At 46.6% G+C, this 18,464-nt stretch carries 15 protein-coding genes and 1 tRNA gene; 7 read left to right on the forward strand and 9 right to left on the reverse strand.

Annotated elements, in window-relative coordinates:
* Positions 1-38: 38 nt before the first annotated feature.
* The 5 genes from QNJ26_04225 to QNJ26_04245 form a co-directional block, all read right to left on the reverse strand.
* Positions 39-785 (reverse strand): ABC transporter ATP-binding protein, encoded by a 747-nt coding sequence (locus tag QNJ26_04225; GenBank protein ID MDJ0984729.1) that lies wholly within the window; start codon positions 783-785, stop codon positions 39-41.
* Entirely contained in the window at positions 778-2,016 is a 1,239-nt protein-coding gene (locus tag QNJ26_04230) for a lipoprotein-releasing ABC transporter permease subunit (GenBank protein ID MDJ0984730.1), read from the reverse strand. Before QNJ26_04230 ends, QNJ26_04225 begins: the two co-directional genes overlap by 8 nt.
* 179 nt (positions 2,017-2,195) lie before the next feature.
* Positions 2,196-3,689 (reverse strand): lysine--tRNA ligase, encoded by a 1,494-nt coding sequence (lysS, locus tag QNJ26_04235; protein ID MDJ0984731.1) that lies wholly within the window; start codon positions 3,687-3,689, stop codon positions 2,196-2,198.
* Between the two features lie 189 nt (positions 3,690-3,878).
* Positions 3,879-5,162: an ATP-binding protein gene (locus QNJ26_04240; protein ID MDJ0984732.1), complete on the reverse strand. Its 1,284-nt coding sequence runs from the start codon at positions 5,160-5,162 to the stop codon at positions 3,879-3,881.
* 178 nt (positions 5,163-5,340) lie between these two features.
* Positions 5,341-6,549 (reverse strand): type II secretion system F family protein, encoded by a 1,209-nt coding sequence (locus QNJ26_04245; GenBank protein ID MDJ0984733.1) that lies wholly within the window; start codon positions 6,547-6,549, stop codon positions 5,341-5,343.
* 633 nt (positions 6,550-7,182) lie between these two features.
* On the opposite strand from QNJ26_04245, the gene QNJ26_04250 reads away from it, so the two are divergent.
* From QNJ26_04250 to QNJ26_04275, 6 genes are all read left to right on the forward strand, one after another.
* Positions 7,183-9,855: a CBS domain-containing protein gene (locus tag QNJ26_04250; GenBank protein ID MDJ0984734.1), complete on the forward strand. Its 2,673-nt coding sequence runs from the start codon at positions 7,183-7,185 to the stop codon at positions 9,853-9,855.
* The gene (locus QNJ26_04255; GenBank protein ID MDJ0984735.1) at positions 9,845-10,507 is read left to right on the forward strand and encodes a site-2 protease family protein; all 663 of its coding nucleotides are present in this window, start codon (positions 9,845-9,847) and stop codon (positions 10,505-10,507) included. Before QNJ26_04250 ends, QNJ26_04255 begins: the two co-directional genes overlap by 11 nt.
* A gap of 45 nt (positions 10,508-10,552) precedes the next feature.
* On the forward strand, positions 10,553-11,539 hold the full coding sequence (trpS, locus tag QNJ26_04260; protein MDJ0984736.1) for a tryptophan--tRNA ligase: 987 nt from the start codon (positions 10,553-10,555) through the stop codon (positions 11,537-11,539).
* A gap of 12 nt (positions 11,540-11,551) precedes the next feature.
* Complete coding sequence (locus QNJ26_04265; GenBank protein ID MDJ0984737.1) at positions 11,552-12,265, forward strand: segregation/condensation protein A; 714 nt, start codon at positions 11,552-11,554, stop codon at positions 12,263-12,265.
* On the forward strand, positions 12,265-12,963 hold the full coding sequence (gene scpB / locus QNJ26_04270) for an SMC-Scp complex subunit ScpB (protein MDJ0984738.1): 699 nt from the start codon (positions 12,265-12,267) through the stop codon (positions 12,961-12,963). The genes QNJ26_04265 and scpB overlap by 1 nt, the downstream gene beginning before the upstream one ends.
* A 102-nt stretch (positions 12,964-13,065) precedes the next feature.
* Positions 13,066-13,140 (forward strand) — tRNA-Val (locus tag QNJ26_04275).
* Between the two features lie 96 nt (positions 13,141-13,236).
* Here the strand turns inward: QNJ26_04275 and QNJ26_04280 are convergent.
* The 3 genes from QNJ26_04280 to gdhA form a co-directional block, all read right to left on the reverse strand.
* The gene (locus tag QNJ26_04280; protein MDJ0984739.1) at positions 13,237-13,524 is read right to left on the reverse strand and encodes a GYD domain-containing protein; all 288 of its coding nucleotides are present in this window, start codon (positions 13,522-13,524) and stop codon (positions 13,237-13,239) included.
* A 144-nt stretch (positions 13,525-13,668) separates the two neighbouring features.
* Positions 13,669-14,415, reverse strand: coding sequence for a CoA pyrophosphatase (locus QNJ26_04285; GenBank protein MDJ0984740.1), 747 nt, complete (start codon positions 14,413-14,415; stop codon positions 13,669-13,671).
* Positions 14,416-15,012: 597 nt separating this feature from the next.
* Positions 15,013-16,362, reverse strand: coding sequence for an NADP-specific glutamate dehydrogenase (gene gdhA, locus QNJ26_04290; GenBank protein MDJ0984741.1), 1,350 nt, complete (start codon positions 16,360-16,362; stop codon positions 15,013-15,015).
* 490 nt (positions 16,363-16,852) lie between these two features.
* On the opposite strand from gdhA, the gene QNJ26_04295 reads away from it, so the two are divergent.
* Entirely contained in the window at positions 16,853-17,344 is a 492-nt protein-coding gene (locus tag QNJ26_04295) for an ATP-binding protein (GenBank protein MDJ0984742.1), read from the forward strand.
* A 92-nt stretch (positions 17,345-17,436) separates the two neighbouring features.
* On the opposite strand, the gene QNJ26_04300 is transcribed toward QNJ26_04295, so the two are convergent.
* Positions 17,437-18,408 carry a YvcK family protein gene (locus QNJ26_04300; protein MDJ0984743.1) on the reverse strand — a complete coding sequence of 324 codons (972 nt, stop codon included), beginning with the start codon at positions 18,406-18,408 and terminating at the stop codon, positions 17,437-17,439.
* Positions 18,409-18,464 lie beyond the last annotated feature (56 nt).

An 18,464-nucleotide genomic window follows, 5' to 3' on the forward strand; every position in this document is an offset into this window, starting at 1 on the left:
GCAGTAAAGATCTTGTTCTCAATCATCGCATTGGCAATTTAGGTGACGAGCTCTAGTTGCCCAGCGGTTATGGTAACACGGCGAGACATAAAGGACGCCAACTCCATATTGTGAGTCACCACCACCAGGGTCATGGATAGTTCTTGGTTCAATTCCATTATCAATTGATGCACCTGATCACTGTTGCGATTATCCAGGTTGCCGGTGGGTTCATCTGCCAGCAAAATAGCTGGTTTCAAAATCAGGGCTCTGGCCAAAGCTACACGCTGCTGCTCTCCTCCTGAAAGCTTGCCGACACGATGGTTCAACCGATCCTGCAGACCGACTCGAACCAATATTTTCTCGGCAGCTGCAAAAGCTTCTGATTTGCTTAAGCCGCTGATCATTGCCGGCATCATTGCATTTTCAAGGGCGCTGAATTCAGGAAGCAAGTGATGAAACTGAAAAACAAAACCGATGGTTTTGTTGCGGAAGTGTGCCAGCTTAATATCATCATATTGAAAAACATCCTCACCTTGAAATTTCAAAATGCCGCTATCAGGTCGGTCAAGAGTGCCAAGAATGTGTAGCAGTGTCGACTTACCGATTCCTGAGGCACCAACAATAGCAACCGACTCCCCTGACGCAAGATCCAGCTGAACGCCTTTTAAAACATCAATGCTGACTCCGCCGTTTTGAAAGCTCTTGACTAGATTATTGGCGCTGATCCAGCCACCTGCGTGGGTTTGCGGACGGCTGTTCAATTTGGGTCGACTCGATTTTTCAAAAGATCCTGAACTATCCATAACGAATGGCCTCCACCGGGTCCAGTTTGGACGCCTGCCTCGCAGGATAAAGGGTTGCCAGAAAGCAGATGACCATGGCAGCCGAAACGATACCCAGAACCCATAAAGGTTCCACTTTTACTGGAAGGGTGGTCGTAAAATAATAAATATCACCGGTTAACTCATAAATATCGTAATGTTTGAGCAACGTGCACAGTAAAAGACCCAGACATAACCCTAAAAACGTGCCGATGGCGCCAATGACCATCCCGTTAAAAACAAAAATTTTGCGGATGCTTTGGTTTGTGGCGCCCATGGCCTTTAAGATGGCAATATCGCGTGTTTTTCCCATAACCAGCATAATCAAACTGCTGGCAATATTAAATGCAGCCACCAATACGATTAAAATCAAAATAATGGCCATCACCCAGCGTTCCATTTTAAGCGCTCGAAATAAATTTTGATTCATTTGCATCCAATCGCGTGCCCAGTATGGAAAGCCAAGCTCGGAAATGATGCTATCCGCAATCGCGCGAGCCGCGTATATATCGTTAACACGAATATCGATACCGGTTACCGAATCACCCATTCGCAACATTTTTTGCGCATCATAAATATGGATAAAAGCGAAGGTCTGATCATACTCATACATGCCCGATTGGAAAAAGCCGGTCACCTTAAACTGTTTCATAGCCGGCAGGTGTCCGATTGGAGACAGCATACCATGCGCCGATATCAGATAAATCCGGTCACCTTCAATTACACCCAGATTGCGGGCCAACTCTTTCCCCAGGACAATACCGGGTTCCTGGAGCGAAGATTGCTGGTTGGATTCATTCGAAGACAAATCCGGCAAAGACACCTGGGCCAAAGTTGCCATCACCTGCCCGGCGGTGGCAGGATCGATTCCACGGATCACGACACCGGCTGCACCGGATTTGGAGCGTAGCATCGCCTGGGTGACAATAAAAGGAGTGGCGGCTTCAACGCCTTTGGCTTTTCCCACCTGGGTTAAGACCGAACGGTAATCTTTAAATTGACCACCGTGGCGCATGAGCATCACCTGAGATTGTCCCCCCAGAATCCGGGCTTTGAGATCGGCATCAAAACCGGTCATTACAGCAATCACAACGATCAGAGCCATCACACCGACCGTTACCCCGGCAATCGAAAGAATGGTAATCAGCGAGACAAATGCTTGTTTTTGTTTGGCCCTTAGATAACGACGGCCGATGTATAATTCAAAAGACATGGGTTTAGAATGGATATATTGAGTTTGCGTTATTGGTTAACGGCATCCCATTATGGGGTTTTGCATTGCAATTGATATAGGCGCCGCTTTGGCAGTTAAAGTTTACAAGGCAATTTTACCAAATACCATATTTCTGATTATCTTTTTTGAATTAGGATATACGCCCCCAATTCCGCCACTTAGCCCCTGGGTTTCATATGCGGAAAAAGAATGACTTCGCGGATTGAATCCGCATCGGTGAGCAACATCACCAGGCGATCAATACCAATGCCCTCACCGGCCGTTGGCGGAAGACCATATTCTAGTGCTTCAATATAATCGTCGTCCATCTGGTGCGCATCTTTTTCTCCGGCTGCCCGATTTTCAACCTGTTGGCTAAAACGTTCCTGCTGGTCCACGGGGTCGTTTAGCTCTGAAAATCCGTTGGCGATCTCACGACCGGCTATAAAGAGTTCAAAACGGTCGGTGATGTCAGGTTCATGATCACTGCGACGTGACAGCGGCGAAACTTCTACCGGATAGCCGGTGATAAAAGTGGGCTGAACTAATTTGGGCTCAACCAAAGCATCAAACAGTTTTGTAATCACTTTGCCTAACCGACCGGTCTTGGTAATTTGGATTCCGCTCTGGGAGGCAACACTCAACAAAGCGTCCTTATCTTTTAACAACTTGGCCTCAATACCGCCGATATCCACCAATGCTTCAGACAGTGTCATGCGACGCCAGGGACCGGCCAATTCAATGGTATCGTTTTGATAAACAATGGTTGTGGAACCGTTGACTACCTGCGCTACGAAGGAAAATAGCTGCTCGGTTAAGTCCATCAGATCGGTATAGGTAGCATAGGCCTGATAAAATTCTAGCATCGTAAATTCGGGATTATGCTGGGTGGAAATACCTTCGTTTCTAAAACTTCGATTGATTTCAAAAACCCGCTCAAATCCACCGACCACCAGGCGCTTTAAATACAATTCTGGGGCAATCCGCAAATAAAGATCCATTCCCAGTGCATTGTGATGCGTAATAAATGGCTCCGCTTCAGCGCCGCCTGCAATGGGCTGCATCATTGGGGTTTCGACCTCGAGGAAATCATGCTTCAGAAAAAAATTTCTAACCTCCTGAATAATTTGACTGCGCCGCACGAAAAGCTTTCTGACATCAGCGTTCATGATCAGGTCCAGGTAACGCTGACGATAGCGCTTTTCCGGGTCTTTAAGCCCATGAAATTTTTCAGGCAGCGGCCGAATCGTTTTGCAGAGCAGCTTTAACTCTTTGGCCAGTATTGTCCATTCACCGGTTTTGGTTTGAAACATCTCTCCAGCAAGACCGACAAAATCACCGACATCCAGCTGTTTAAAAAGCTGATAGGTCTCATCACCGATTTGATCTTTGCGGATGTAGGCCTGCAATTGCCCGGTCCGATCCCGAAAACGGATGAACGTTGTTTTGCCGAATCGATTGATGGCCACCATGCGCCCGGCGACAGCAAAAAGGGGCGATTTGGATTTTAGCGTCTCCGGTGATTTTTCTGTTAGCGACTTAATTTCCGAGATGTTGTGAGATACTTTGAAATCATTCGGAAAAAGCTGCAAATCACTTTTTTTGAGGGTGTTAAATTTATTTCTTCTTTTTTGAATGAGCTCGCTGGTTTTTTCCATATTCAATCCCGTCACCGATCCTGCCCCCGGGCTTTAAACATCGCTCAACGGCGGATTGGGGTTTGAAAGAGCTTAGCGACAGTTTAAAATGGGTGAATTGATGTCCTTTGGCTAAAAATCCGTATAACTTACCGGTATAAACTGATTTTGGTATCCCATTTTACCGTTGACTGTCAAGTCCGAGTTCGGTTGTTGTCCGGTAGGTTAGTCCGGTGGGGACATTTGCTTGAAATGTAAAGTAATGGTGGTGCCTTTGTTGAGCTGACTTTCGACGTTTAACCAAGCGTCATTGGCCTCAACTATCCGATGGACAATCGATAAACCAAGTCCGGTGCCGTTTGGTTTGGTCGTGAAAAACGGATCAAAAATCGTCTTCAATGTCTCTGGAGAAATGCCGCTGCCATTATCGCTGATTTTGACACAGGCGTATTTGTTTTTGGCGGGAAACATCTCAATCCCGATTTGGCCTTCACCATCAATTGCCTCGGCTGCATTCAGCAGCAGATTCCACAGAATTTGGTGCAGATGACCCGGATCCATCGTAATCCATACATTAGAGGACACATTTTTGGTTGTTTTGACGCGCCCGTTATTGGACCCGTCGATTTCAAAAAGCTCCGCAATTTCAAGCAAGGCCAGGCTGAGATCGATGGGTTCGACCTTGCCGGCTGGCGGGCGGGCGTAAAACAAAAAATTGCTGGCCAGAGAACTCAAGCGGTCGGCTTCGCGCAGTATAATTTGCATCAACCGTGCATGGTCAGGGTCATAGCGCATATCTTCTTTGAGCAGCTGTATTGAACCGGTTAAAGCCGCCAGCGGATTTTTAATCTCGTGGGCCAAACCGGCAGCCATCTCGCCGACAGCTGCCATCTTTTCAACTCGCTTCACGTGACCTTCCATGGTGCGCAATTCTTCCTTAGTTTTGCGGGTCTGTTCAGACAACAAACTGCTTAAAAAGGCGACTGCAAAACAAGCTGTCATGGTGATCATCAATTTAAAGAAGATCTGGCTCCAGTCATAAGCGCTGGCAAGGGGATTACCGTTGATACCGATTGGATTGAGAATGCCGAAATATTCCAGCTCGACCAGTGCGCAAAACTGCAAACTACAGAATGCCGCAATAACCATCGTCCCACGCATGGGAAGCAACATACTAGAATAAATAATGACGACCAAATAAAGAAAGGAAAATACGCTCACAAAACCGCCGGTTAAGAAGACGATCAGGGTTACAATTAAGGTATCGATGCCGGTTTGGATAAAGGCGAAACGGGTGAGGTTTTTGACACGTTTGAGCAACACACTGTAAACAACGGATAAAACGAATATCGCGGTGATAAGGCCGTAAAGAACCACCAGCGATCGATCCATCGGCGGGGTGTTTTCACCCATATGCTGGAGAACGGCAGAAACCAACAGCAGCAATGAAAAAAGAACACGTATAAATATCAACCACTTGAGTTTTGTTTTGTCATCAATTTCAAGCATGGCTTGTCAAACGGGACTGTTGAAAAGTGGCATCAGAAATCAGCACCCCAGCGAAAAGGGCCGTAATTCGATTACGGTACGACAGATATCTATATCATACACAAAGGGTATGCGCTAAACAAGCGGTATCAGAAATGAGAGATGTCTTTTATGTATAGGCTTCGACGGCTCAGCGATATTATTGAATGGCTCCGGCCATCTTAAATATGGGCAGATACATGGCAACCACCAACCCGCCGATGGTGGCCCCTAAAAACACGAGCATAAACGGTTCAATCAAGGCGGTCATATTTTCAACTGCCTGATCAACTTCTTCGTCATAAAAATCGGCGATTTTTTCCAGCATGGCGTCCAACGCCCCGGTGGATTCACCGACCCCGATCATCTGACACACCATGGCCGGAAAAACGCCGCTTTCCTGCAAGGGGTCAGCCATCGTACGACCTTCAGCTATACCAGAACGCACATCATAAACAGCCTTTTCGATCGTTCGGTTTCCGGCTGTTTTAGCCACAATATCAAGTGCTTCAAGAATAGCGACCCCGCTGGCCAGCATGGTGCCCATGGTACGGGTAAATTTGGCAACTGCCACTTTGCGCAGCAATTCACCAAAAACGGGTATTTTGAGCACAAGATCATCAACCATGTCCTGCCCTTTTTCAGTGGCGTATGCTTTTTTGAAGGCAATTGAGAAAATGATCAGCCCGATGATGATATAGACAATCTTGCTCTTGGCAATCTCACTGGCCGTCACGACAATCTGGGTTGGCAGGGGCAACTCACCGCCAAAATCAGCAAACATTTCTTCAAAAACCGGTATGACAAAAACCAAAATAACCGCCAGCACGATAATGGCGATGATCAGCGTTACGATCGGATACGTCATTGCGCCTTTAACTTGAGATTTGAGTTTGGCGGCCTTTTCCATGTAAGCGGCCAGACGTCTTAAGATAGCATCCAAGATACCGCCGGCTTCGCCAGCTGCGATCATGTTCACAAAAAGATCATCAAAATGTTTCGGAAATTGCTTGAGTGCCTCGGCAAGCGTCGCACCGCTTTCAACCTTTTCTTTGATTTCTTTGATCATTCGTTTAAAGGTTTTATTATTCTGCTGAGTGTGAAGTATTTCCAGGCACTGGATGATGGGCAGCCCTGCATCGATCATTGTAGAGAACTGACGGGCAAATAAAATTATGTCCTTTTCTTTGACTTTGGGTTGCAGCCAGGATACGTTTTCAAATAAATCTTTGGGCTTTTTCTTTATTTTGGTTGGCGTAATGCGGAGTCGAACCAGATTTGATCGAACCATGGCTTCATTGGTAGCCTCCATTTCGCCTTTGCGAGTTTCATTATTTTTGTTCGTGCCTACCCATTGATAAACTGGCATGATCAAGCCTCCATATTCATTAAAACAATCCAGGCCACAAATGGCATTGCGAACCCGATAGCAACCACAGTTCGCTTATGTATTAATTTATCATATTTGACAGCTCAGAACCAACAAATTGATACCTGATTTTTGAGAACCCTTAGATTCGCCGATGCGCAGCCCATCAAATCGGCAGAAAGTGAAAGCTGGACACGAAATTCAGGCTACCTGAGCTACAGAAAGTATATCGGTCCATCCTGGCGGAAACTTAAGATTTTTATTCGGTGCAGCTAGGGCAGCTTTCTGTGTGTTCGCATGGGGGCCGCAGGTAAACCGCACTCCCCTTTTGGCCTTTGTCTTGCAAATGTTGGCAAATATTATTAATATTACAACGATTTCAGATAGTTGTCAATAAACGTGCCACCCGATCGAGAAATCTGGTTGGCAATTTGGGGCCATTTGTGATACGGTCGGACAGGCTTAAATTATAATTATTTTCAATATCTTAAATATATTCAAACCGTCTAGGGTCGAATTTTATCCGGTATTTCGTGTTTTGCGTTTTGTGTTTTGTTCATAAACAAAAAAACATGGTCATTTTGATAAATACCTGTTGCTAAATATGAGACACCAGCATCAAACACCTGACAGATGACGCCAAAAACAGAAAAACAGTCAGCCGATGGCCTGACCATCATTACCACCCATGTGAATGCGGATTTTGATGCACTGGCATCCATGCTGGCAGCCCAGAAGCTCTATCCGGATGCATTGGTCGTATTTCCGGGTTCTCAGGAAAAGAATTTAAAAAATTTTTTTATCAACTCAATGGCCTATCTGTTTAACATGGCCGACATCGGTCGCATCGACTTCAGCAGCGTCAAACGACTGGTTCTGGTGGACACCCGCCAACCGAAACGCATCGGTAAACTGGCCAAGCTTTTAAAGCGCAAGGACCTGGACATTCATATCTACGATCACCATCCGGCTACGGATAATGATATTCAGGGCAATATCGAGGTTAAGCGCTTGAGCGGCGCCAATGTAACCTTGCTGACCGAGATTATAGCTGATAAGGGCATCGAGATCAGTGCCGATGAAGCCACGATCATGTGCCTGGGGATCTATGAAGATACGGGCTCATTTACCTTTCCGTCCACCACTGAGCAGGATTTTAAAGCAGCCGCATTTTTGTTATCCAAAGGGGCTAATTTGAATGTGGTTTCGGATTTAATTGCCAGAGAGCTGAGCCCCGCGCAGGTGGGTTTGCTAAATGATATGATTCAATCTGCAACGCGGTACAATGTCAATGGAATCGATGTGGTAGTCACGACAGTAACCACTGAAAAGTATATGCCGGATTTCGCGTTTCTGGTCCAAAAAATGGTAAAAATGGAAAATCTCGATGCCCTTTTTGCCATTGGACGTATGGAAGATAAAATTTATGTGGTGGCCCGCAGCCGCATCAATGATGTTGATGTGGGCAGCATTATTACCCCTCTGGGCGGCGGCGGACACGCCTATGCCGCCTCGGCATCCATCAAAGGCGATACGCTGGCACAGGTTGAAAACAAGCTTGTCGATATTCTATATCGCAAGGTGCAGGCCCAGCGACAGGCCAAAAACCTGATGTCATCGCCGGCTATCACCGTAGGATATGATGTCTCGTGCAAGGATGCCAACAATTTATTGACCCGCTACAACATCAATGCCCTGCTGGTCACTGAAAACCGTAACGGACAGGATCGGCTTTGCGGCTATATCACACGACAGGTGATCGAAAAAGCCCTGTACCATAAACTTGAATCGGCCCAGGTAAAAGAATACATGACCACCGAATTTGCCACTGTGGCACCCGAAGCTGACCTGAGTGAAGTTCAGGAAAAAATTATTGAAAACAAGCAGCGTGTTTTACCGGTCATCGATAATAGCACCATTGCCGGTGTGATCACCCGCACCGATTTGTTGAACATTTTGGTTCGCCAGGCGAAAAAAGATTCTACAGGATTGCCGGATCCTTTGCGGGAGCCGACGCATGCCCAAACGCGAAATGTTGTTAAATTTATGAAAGAAAGACTGAGTGGGCGCTTATTGAGAATTCTCAAAACCATTGGTGAAGTTGCCGATGAATGCGGGTATGGTGCTTATGTGGTGGGTGGGTTCGTTCGTGATCTGTTTCTGTATCGCTCGGATGAAGACGTCGATATTGTCATTGAAGGCGATGGAATCGCCTTTGCCAAAAAATATGCTAAGTTGCAGCATGCGCGCATCCATACCTATGAAAAATTTGGCACGGCGGTCATTATTTTTGAGGATAGCTTTAAAATCGATGTGGCGTCGGCCCGATTGGAGTATTATAAATTTCCAGCGGCCTTGCCGATTGTCGAAATGAGCTCGATAAAATTGGACCTCTTCCGCAGGGACTTCACCATCAATACGCTGGCGATTCAGCTGAACAGTGAAAAATTCGGCACCCTGATTGATTTCTTTTCTGCGCGCAAGGATTTGAAAGAAAAAATTATTCGTGTTTTGCACAACTTGAGTTTCGTGGAGGATCCCACCCGGGTATTTCGGGCAATTCGATTTGAGCAGCGATTTGGATTTACCATCGGCAAGTTAACCAAGAGGTTGATCAAAAACGCAGTCAACATGGACTTCTTTCGGGGTCTCAGCGGACGGCGGGTGCTCACAGAACTGAAACAAATCCTACAGGAAGACAATCCCGTGCCTGCCATTATCCGACTCAATGACCTGGATCTACTCAAATTTATCTACCCGTCGATTGAAGTCGACAAACGTCTGATATCTTTATTAAATTCAGCTAAACAGGCTATTGCCTGGCATGATTTGCTTTTTTTAGATGAATCCTATATGAAGTGGGTCGTTTATTTTTTGGTCTTGATCCATTCCTGTGACCCAAAGCGATCAGAAGAAATATGCAATCGTTTTGAATTGGCACCGCATTTTCACAAAATATTCTGCAGGGAACGGTTTGCGGCCGAAAAAGGCGTGTTGGCTTTAGCGCGCAGTTTGCCGGTTCCCAATAGCGCCCTGTATCGCATGCTCTCTGAATTCCGGACTGAATTGATCTTGTTCATGATGGCGATCAGCCGACAAAAAAAGGTAAAAAAGGCCATTTCACATTACTTTACCGGACTGCGAAAAGTGACGGTATCCATCAAAGGTAGAGATCTCATCCAGATGGGTGTGAAACCCGGACCGATTTACCGGGATATTTTTCGGGCGACCCTGGATGCCAAGTTAAACGACAAACTCAAAACAAAAAAAGACGAACTGGAATTTGCCAGAAATTATGTTGCGTAATTTTGATGTTCTTCAATTCATTTTGATGATATTGCCGTTGGTTGTCGCTGTCGTATTGCACGAATTGGCGCACGGATATGTTGCCGATAAACTGGGCGACCCGACTGCCCGTCTGGCCGGTCGTTTGACCTTAAATCCAATTAAGCATCTTGACGCTTTTGGCTCATTTCTTTTACCGATCCTCTTAAAGTTAAGCGGATCACCGGTTATCTTTGGCTATGCCAAACCAGTACCGGTAAATTTCGCCAATTTACGACAGTTTCGCAAAGCAACGATATGGGTTGCATCAGCCGGTGTCCTGACCAATATGATCCTGGCAATTATCTCGGCAGCGCTTTTTCAGCTGATCGCAGCAGGATATCCTGACTGGGCGCAGACACATTTTGAACAGCCGGCTGTCCTCTTGCTGCAGTTGCTAAAATACAGTGTGGTCATCAACTGTGTGCTGGCGCTGTTTAATTTGATTCCGATACCGCCGTTGGACGGCAGCCGTATCGTTGCCATGCTGCTGCCCGCAGCGCTGCGACGGCCGTATACGCGTCTGGAGCGCTTTGGTATGATCATCATATTTGCGCTGCTGATCATCGGACCACTGGCGCAACTGATGACTTTTGTGATGAGACCGGTACTGGACTTTTTACTAAGAATATAGCAAAGACCTCAGAGTTAGGTGAATCGAATCGCAAGGACGTAAATGATGAGTGATAAGAAACGAATTTTAAGCGGTATGCGACCCACCGGCCCTTTGCACTTAGGCAATTTGCTGGGCGCGCTGGCAAATTGGGTAGCGTTACAGGAAGAATACGAATGTTTCTATTTTATCGCCGATTGGCACGCGCTAACCAGCGATTATGAGGATACGGCGGCAATCGATCGTTTCCGCAAAGAAATCATGATCGATTGGCTCAGTGCGGGATTGACACCGGAAAAGAGCACCCTCTTTGTACAATCAGAAATCAAAGAGCACGCGGAACTGTTTCTCATTCTGGGGATGATCACTCCGGTGCCCTGGCTCGAGCGCAACCCAACCTATAAGGAGCAAATCACTCAGATCAGCAACAAGGACCTGTCCAACTTCGGTTTTTTGGGATATCCAATTTTGCAGGCAGCTGATATTATCATGTATAAACCCTATGGCGTGCCGGTGGGCGTCGACCAGGCGCCGCATGTTGAAATCACCCGTGAAATCGCCAGACGATTTAACCACTTTTACGGTGATGTCTTCCCGGAGCCCAAAGTAATATTGACCGAAACCCCGAAAATATTGGGTGCCGATCGACGCAAAATGAGCAAAAGTTATGACAATGCCATTTTCTTATCCGATACGCCTGATCAGATCAGTAAAAGGGTTTCTGGCATGATCACCGATCCACAGCGCGCCCGGCGCAGTGACCCCGGTGACCCAGATGTGTGCAATGTTTTTGACTTTCACAAATTATACACGCCGGCCGCCGAGGTTATAGAGATTGACCAGGACTGCCGCGCAGCAAAGATCGGTTGCGTAGAATGCAAAAAGAAAATGGCGCTTAACCTGAGCCAAGCGCTGGCGCCTATACGTGAAAAGCGCGCCTATTATGAAGCCCACCCGCAACAGGTCGATGAAATCATGGCCGATGGATGTAACCGGGCCAGAAAATCAGCCCGGGCTACCATGGAGGCTGTCAGGGCCGCTATCAAAATATAGAAGCGTGTCTTAATGCAAAAAGAAATTTACCAAGTTCAGTTGGAAAATATATTTGAAGGGCCAATGGATCTTCTGGTTCATCTGATCAAAAAGAATGAACTGGATATCTATGATATCCCCATCGCATTGGTCACTGAGCAATACCTGCAATACGTGGAGTGGATGAAGATCATGAACATTGATTTTGCCGGTGAGTTCATTGTGATGGCGTCGACCCTAGCCCAGATAAAATCGCGCATGCTGCTGCCAGCCTCCGCTGATGAAGAAGACGAGGACGATCCTCGCCAGGAAATTGTCAAACCTCTGATGGAATACCTTCAAATGAAATCTGCCGCCGAGCAGTTATCTGAAAGACATCTTTTGGGTGAGGAAACATTTGTCCGCAGTGCCGATAGTCAGGAGTTTTTGGCCGATCAGAATGAGCCCTATATCAAAGTGGGTCTTTTTGAGCTGATTGATGCTTTTCAGAAAATTCTGGCAAAAATTCCCGACGATTTGCAGATGGAATTTACGCCCGATAAAATTTCTGTTAAAGAAAGGATAACCCAGATTACCGATATTCTGGAAGCCAAGAGTTCGGTCACTTTTGATCAGTTATTTTCGGAACAGCCCGATAAAAGCGAGGTTGTTGTAACCTTTCTGGCCATTTTGGAAATGGTCAAACTGGCATTGATTCGCATTGCACAGCATGCACAAACCGGCCTTCTGCGCCTTTTCTATGTCTAATGGAAGATTTAAAAAATATTATTGAAAGTTTGCTGTTTGTTGCCGATGAGCCACTGACAATTGAGCGTTTAAAGCAAATCATCACCGGCGCAGAGTCCAAAGCGCTGCGGGAAGCGCTGGATGAATTGACTGTTGATTACGAAACGCGCCAAGGCGGTTTTTACCTGAATCCGGTTGCCGGGGGGTATCAGATTCGCACCCGTCCGCAATATAGGGAATGGATTAAACGCTTGTTGCAGCCCAAGCCACAGCGTTTGAGCAAAGCTGCTTTGGAGACTTTGGCCATTGTTGCATATAAGCAACCGGTCATCCGCAGCGATATTGAGCACCTGCGGGGGGTTGATTGCGGAGGTGTTTTACGCGTGCTTTTAGAACGAAAATTCATACGGGTCCTGGGCCGCAAAGAAATTCCCGGGCGCCCGTTAATTTATGCCACCACCAAACGCTTTTTAGAGGTATTTGGGCTTCAAAATCTCAAAGACCTGCCGACACCCAGGGAGATCGAAGAATTCGGCAGCACACTATCTGAGGAAATAGATGAACCAGCCGATGAAGATCAGTTCGAAACCGAGGTTACACCCGAAGCTCAGATAGAAGAAGAGGACACGCCAGATGAAGCGGTGGAGACGGAAATCCCGGCTGAAAACCTGCGAACCTCAGCGGAACCGGATGAAGCCAAACCGGATAAAGATGTGTAAAAAGGCTTGACTCGGACACCAACATTTTTCTATCTAATAAAATGCCTGGATCTTGTGCGAGGCGGAGGATTGCTTATTCGCATTAAATTTCACGCAAAATATGGGCGGTTAACTCAGTGGGAGAGTGCTACCTTCACACGGTAGAAGTCACTGGTTCAAATCCAGTACCGCCTACCAGACTAAACAAGGGGCTGCGGAAGGTTTCCGCAACCCCTTTTGATTTTATACGCCAATCGGTATCGTCATACAAACCGACACAATTGTTTGTAATATTTAGCCAGCCGATTTTACCAGTTCATCAAAGGCTTCAACCGTTACCGCCGGGCAGGTGGTAAATGCAATACCGGTCAGATCGCTCAGCGCGACAGAGGCTTTTATGGCATCATCAATACCGGGCAACGTCACACAAAACAACAGATCGTAGGGCCCTAGAAGCGCATGCATGGCATTGACCTCACCGCCCATTTTCTTAATTGTGCTGATGGCCTGCTGTGTTCTGGCCGCACTCATTTCCTTGCGTGCTTCTGCGGTATAATTGCCGAACATAAAAAAAATCGCCATACCAAACCTCCTTTCATCGCCGTTGTTTATGATCGTCACATTTAGTGATATGCCATTACGCGCTGTAAAGCAATCCCGAAATTTATCCAAAACACCCCTATTTCAAGTTACACCAAAAAGGTTTGGATCACTATCCTAAGCCGTTCACCTTAGATTATTTAGAAGGTAAGACCGGCTCAAACGGCCCCGGATCTCCGGGACAGAATCCATCGCCGGTGGCTCAAAATCAAAGACCCGTTTTAAAAATCGGATCGTAATTCGGTAAGTCGCACCCCATAATATTTCGGCTTCGCCTGCTTTTTCATATCGAAAGCAAGGAAAGGTATTCAGAATATCGCCTGCTGAGGGATTTTCGATTTGCAGGCAATAGCGTGCGTATTGGGCCGCATTAAAAAAATCTCGTAGCGGAATATAAACGATTTTTTCAACTTCCCAGTTTGGGTGAAATCGCTTTTGGCCCGAAATCCAGACAGCCATCGGATAAATCACGCGATTAAACATGACCAGAGATTGCGCCGAGAGTGGGCCTAAAAATGTAAGGCCAAAGGGATTAAGGCGCATCTCTTCGACACTTTCGCGCAGGCCGGTGGCCAAAAGCAGCCGCAACCATCCCGCCTGCTGGGGCCGCTCCCGTCGCCAGCGCTGCCAATAGGGCCAGCGTGTCAACGGCGACATCGGTATCCGCAACAGCGCTGCCAGGCCGGCGTCTAGTCGCGGCATAATACGACCGCCGGGGCAGCAGAGATCACCCGGCTGGCGGACTTTGGCAGATCGTTTGTTGAGTATTAGACAGGGTTGACCTGCAATTCGGCCCTGGCCTGGATAACGCCCCAGCAGAAACAGGACCGCTGAAACCGACTGCCAGTCAACCTTGGCTAGATTAAATATCATCTGATGACTGCTTTGAGAATTCAGACGGTCGATGATATGTTGCCTGAGAAGTCCAGGCTGTCGCAAGAGTTGGTCAACGTCTTTTAAATCCATAACCACCACTGAGAATCGTAAACGGCTGTTATCGGTCAGAGCTGTCTAAAATAACCCATCTTTAACATTTTGCCGAAAATCATTCAATTGCTCGAACCGGGCTCATCCTAAAAACAGAACAACCGTCAAAATGGTAAATGGATATCCGAGTTAAATGGACAGATACGCTGGCAAGGCTAAATGTGGCAGATTAGAAATTAAAAGAAAAAAAGTAAAAACATACCATGACTTGTCGTTTTGGGGCCTGACGTGCATGTTAGAGACGCTGAACTGTTGTTTTCCGGCTTCACGTGACAGTGAATATTTCCGCTCTATTAGCGAGCAATAGATATGTTAAACGGGTTTCAAAATAAATAGATTATTTCCGTTTTGAAAGCGAGGAATTTTTTGCAAGGTCAAGGAAAAAAGTGGGATTGAGCGGTGGCGTACTATGAGTACGTCGCACAATTCAATCCCGCTGTTTGACGCAGAGATTGCGGAAAAGGGCCGCTTACAAAACGGAAATTAGATGAGGCCTTGATCCAGCATGGCCTCCACAACCTTCACAAAACCTGCAATATTGGCACCGTCGACGTAATTGCCCGGCGTTCCGTATTGTTCGGCGGCTGCCAGACAGGTGTTGTGGATATTTTTCATGATGATTTGGAGACGCTGGTCCACCTCTTCAGCCTGCCAGTTGAGCCGCATGCTGTTTTGAACCAATTCCAGACCGGATACTGCCACGCCACCGGCATTAGCTGCTTTTCCGGAAGCAAAAAGGACGTTGCGGTCCTGGAATATAGTGACGGCTTCAGGTGTGCAGGGCATGCTGGCCCCCTCACAGATGAGCTTAATGTTGTTGTTGATCAGGTTATAGGCATCCTTGTCGCTAATTTCATTTTGAGTGGCACATGGAAATGCGCAAACGGCCCGGTGACTCCAGAGCGGATTATAATCTAAGGTGTAATCGGTATCCGTGTAAACGGCGGAAGGATATTTTTCGACGTAATCCTTAATCCGGCCCCGTCGGATATTTTTAAGATACTTGACATAATTGAGTTTATTGCGATCAATGCCTTCAGCATCATAAATATAGCCGGTGGAATCCGATAGCGTGACCACCTTAGCGCCCAATTCCAAGAGCTTTTCAGCCGTGTGTTGCGCGACGTTGCCTGACCCGGATACCAGACAGGTCTGATCTTCCACTCCAATGTTGCGGGTGGCCAGCATTTCAGCGGCAAAATAAACACACCCATAGCCGGCTGCCTGGGGGCGTATCAGACTGCCGCCCCAGCTGACGCCCTTGCCGGTCAAGGCGCCGGCAAATTCGTTGCTGAGTTTTTTAAACATCCCGAAAAGATAACCGATTTCTCTGGCACCGACACCGATGTCAGGCGCAGGTATATCAGTATTGGCTCCGATATGGTGAAATAGCTCTGTCATAAAGCTTTGGCAAAACCGCATGACCTCATTATCGGATTTGCCCTTAGGGTCAAAATCAGATCCACTAGCCGCACCACCTAACGGCAAGGTGGTTAACGCATTTTTAAACGTCTGCTCAAAGGCCAGGAATTTCAAAATACTCTGGTTGACTGACGGATGAAATCGCAGTGCCCCTTTGTAAGGACCAATGGCGCTGCTCATCTCAATGTTAAAACCGCGGTTTACATTCACATTGCCCCGATCATCCAGCCAGGGAATTCGAAAGGTTGTGATACGCTCAGGCTCAACAATTCTTTCCAAAACAGCTTCCTGCCGATATTGAGAGTTCTGATCCAAAACCGGTTTGACGCTTTCAATGACTTCCTGCACAGCCTGAAGAAATTCGTTTTCATGTAGATCCCTGGTTTTGATGATTCTAATGATGTCTGTCATCGATCCTCCAGATGAGATGTTGGATGGGTGGATTTACAGATCCGTAAATAGTCGGCATTGATAAAAAATGTCAATACCATATTGAATTTGCGTTAAAATCCCGTTTGGCATGCACCATTTCGCCGCCGATGCTGCCGACATGCCTACGCAGCGCAGAAAATTATCAGGCATTTCACATGAAACCAAAATGCGCACGAACAGCAGATAGGCGACAGCGACAAACACCGACAGCTAAATTAACGCTTTCAGCCGCTTGTTGTGGGTAATTACCCCCACGGAAGTGGGAATTTTCCACCCCATTTTGAGTGTTGCTTGTCGGCAGATAAATATCTCACTTTTAATTTTATACATTGATTCTAAATAGTTAAACACAAAATTTTGACCAAATTCATATATTGGCAGAATTTTTGCTTGTCCATAGGGGCAAATCGAATAAAATCCGAATGTTTACGCCTGCATAATTGAAAACCCCGATTGGAAAATTCAAAAAATGGTTCATTCTGAAATCTCTGATGAAAACTTGAGCGCCAAAGACTGCCCAATACCACAAGCTTATTCATTTGGGCTCAAAAATGATCTGTCTGAGCTTCCGGTCCTGCGCCATCATGTGGAAAATTTTGGCAAGATGACTGGGCTGCCGAAAGATTGTCTGTTCGAAATCAACCTTTGTTTGGACGAATTGTTTACCAATATTGTTTCGTATGGATTTGATGACGATCGACATCATTTAATCCAATTTACCCTTCAATTGGATGAGGATGTATTGATTCTAGATATTGAAGACGGTGGTATTCCGTTTAATCCGCTTACCAAAAATGAATCCCACAACCCGATTGATCCCAAAAACATAAAGATCGGCGGACTAGGCATTCATATTGTAAAAAAACTAACCACCGATATTTGCTATCAAAGAGATTGCGGCAAAAATCATCTGACGCTGAGAAAAACCATCGATTCCGATGATTCACCGTTGGCCGTTTAAGCAATACTATTCAAAGCAAAAAAAGGATATGATCTGGTGATCATATCCTTTTTTTTCGGGTGTTATGTCGATGGAAGACAGCCGCTCGCCATCTAAGCAGCGATAAGCCCTTGGATAAGACGCGCTAATTTTTTGCTGTCGTGTCGGACGATGCTGCCGGACGTATCGAGCAAATCGGCCAGAATGAGTTTCCGATCCTGCCAAAAATGCTGATCATTGATGATTTCAACAAATTCGGCTTCCTGTTTGCGATATTGCTTTAATATCGACTCCTCCGGTTTGGTGCGGTTACAAATAACGATTTGTACCTTACGACCGATACCTTCTTCAAGCTTTTGAACAAAATCGAGGCCGGAATAGTTGTGGGTTTCACCATACTTGGTCATAACGTTTAGAACATACAGAATAGTGGCCTTTGTCTCCTTGATCGCTTTTTTAACGCCTGGGACGACAATGTTTGAGAGTATACTGGTAAATAGATCACCCGGACCAATCACGATGTAGTCCGCATCACTGATCGCATCGATAACGGGGGGGAAAGCCTTTATATCACCGGTATGGTGGGGCACAAGATAGACGTCTTTAATCTTGGACGGCTGCCCACCGCGGGGCACGTCAATGGCGCTTTCGCCAAATATTCGCTGACCATCGGTTAGTTCTGCAACCAGGGTCGCCCTGTCGGTGGTGACCGGCAGAATGACACCTTGAACGTTTAATATTTCACCTAAAGCCTGGATCCCGGTCGGAAAGCTGCCGGTATAACGTGACAGCATGGTCAGGAGCATATTGCCGGCATTGTGGCCTTTGAGGCGTTTATCCCGTTCGAAACGTCTTAACAGAAGCGTTCGCGCTATTTCGCGCTGGGGTGAGAGCGCCAACAGGCATTTTAAGACATCTCCAGGTGGTAAGATGCCGAGCTCATCTCTTAATCTGCCGGTGCTTCCGCCACTGTCCACCATAGAGACAATAGAGGTAATCTCAATTTCAGCTACATCTCTCAGACCGGACAAAAGGGCATATTGACCGCTTCCGCCCCCGATGGTTGTCACTTTTAGTTTGGTCATGGAATTTAAAATGATCGGTTAACGGCATCAACAACTGTTAGGCATAGAGTGTGTTA

Source organism: Desulfobacterales bacterium (assembly GCA_030066985.1).
In the GTDB taxonomy this organism is placed as follows: Bacteria; Desulfobacterota; Desulfobacteria; order Desulfobacterales; family JAHEIW01; genus JAHEIW01.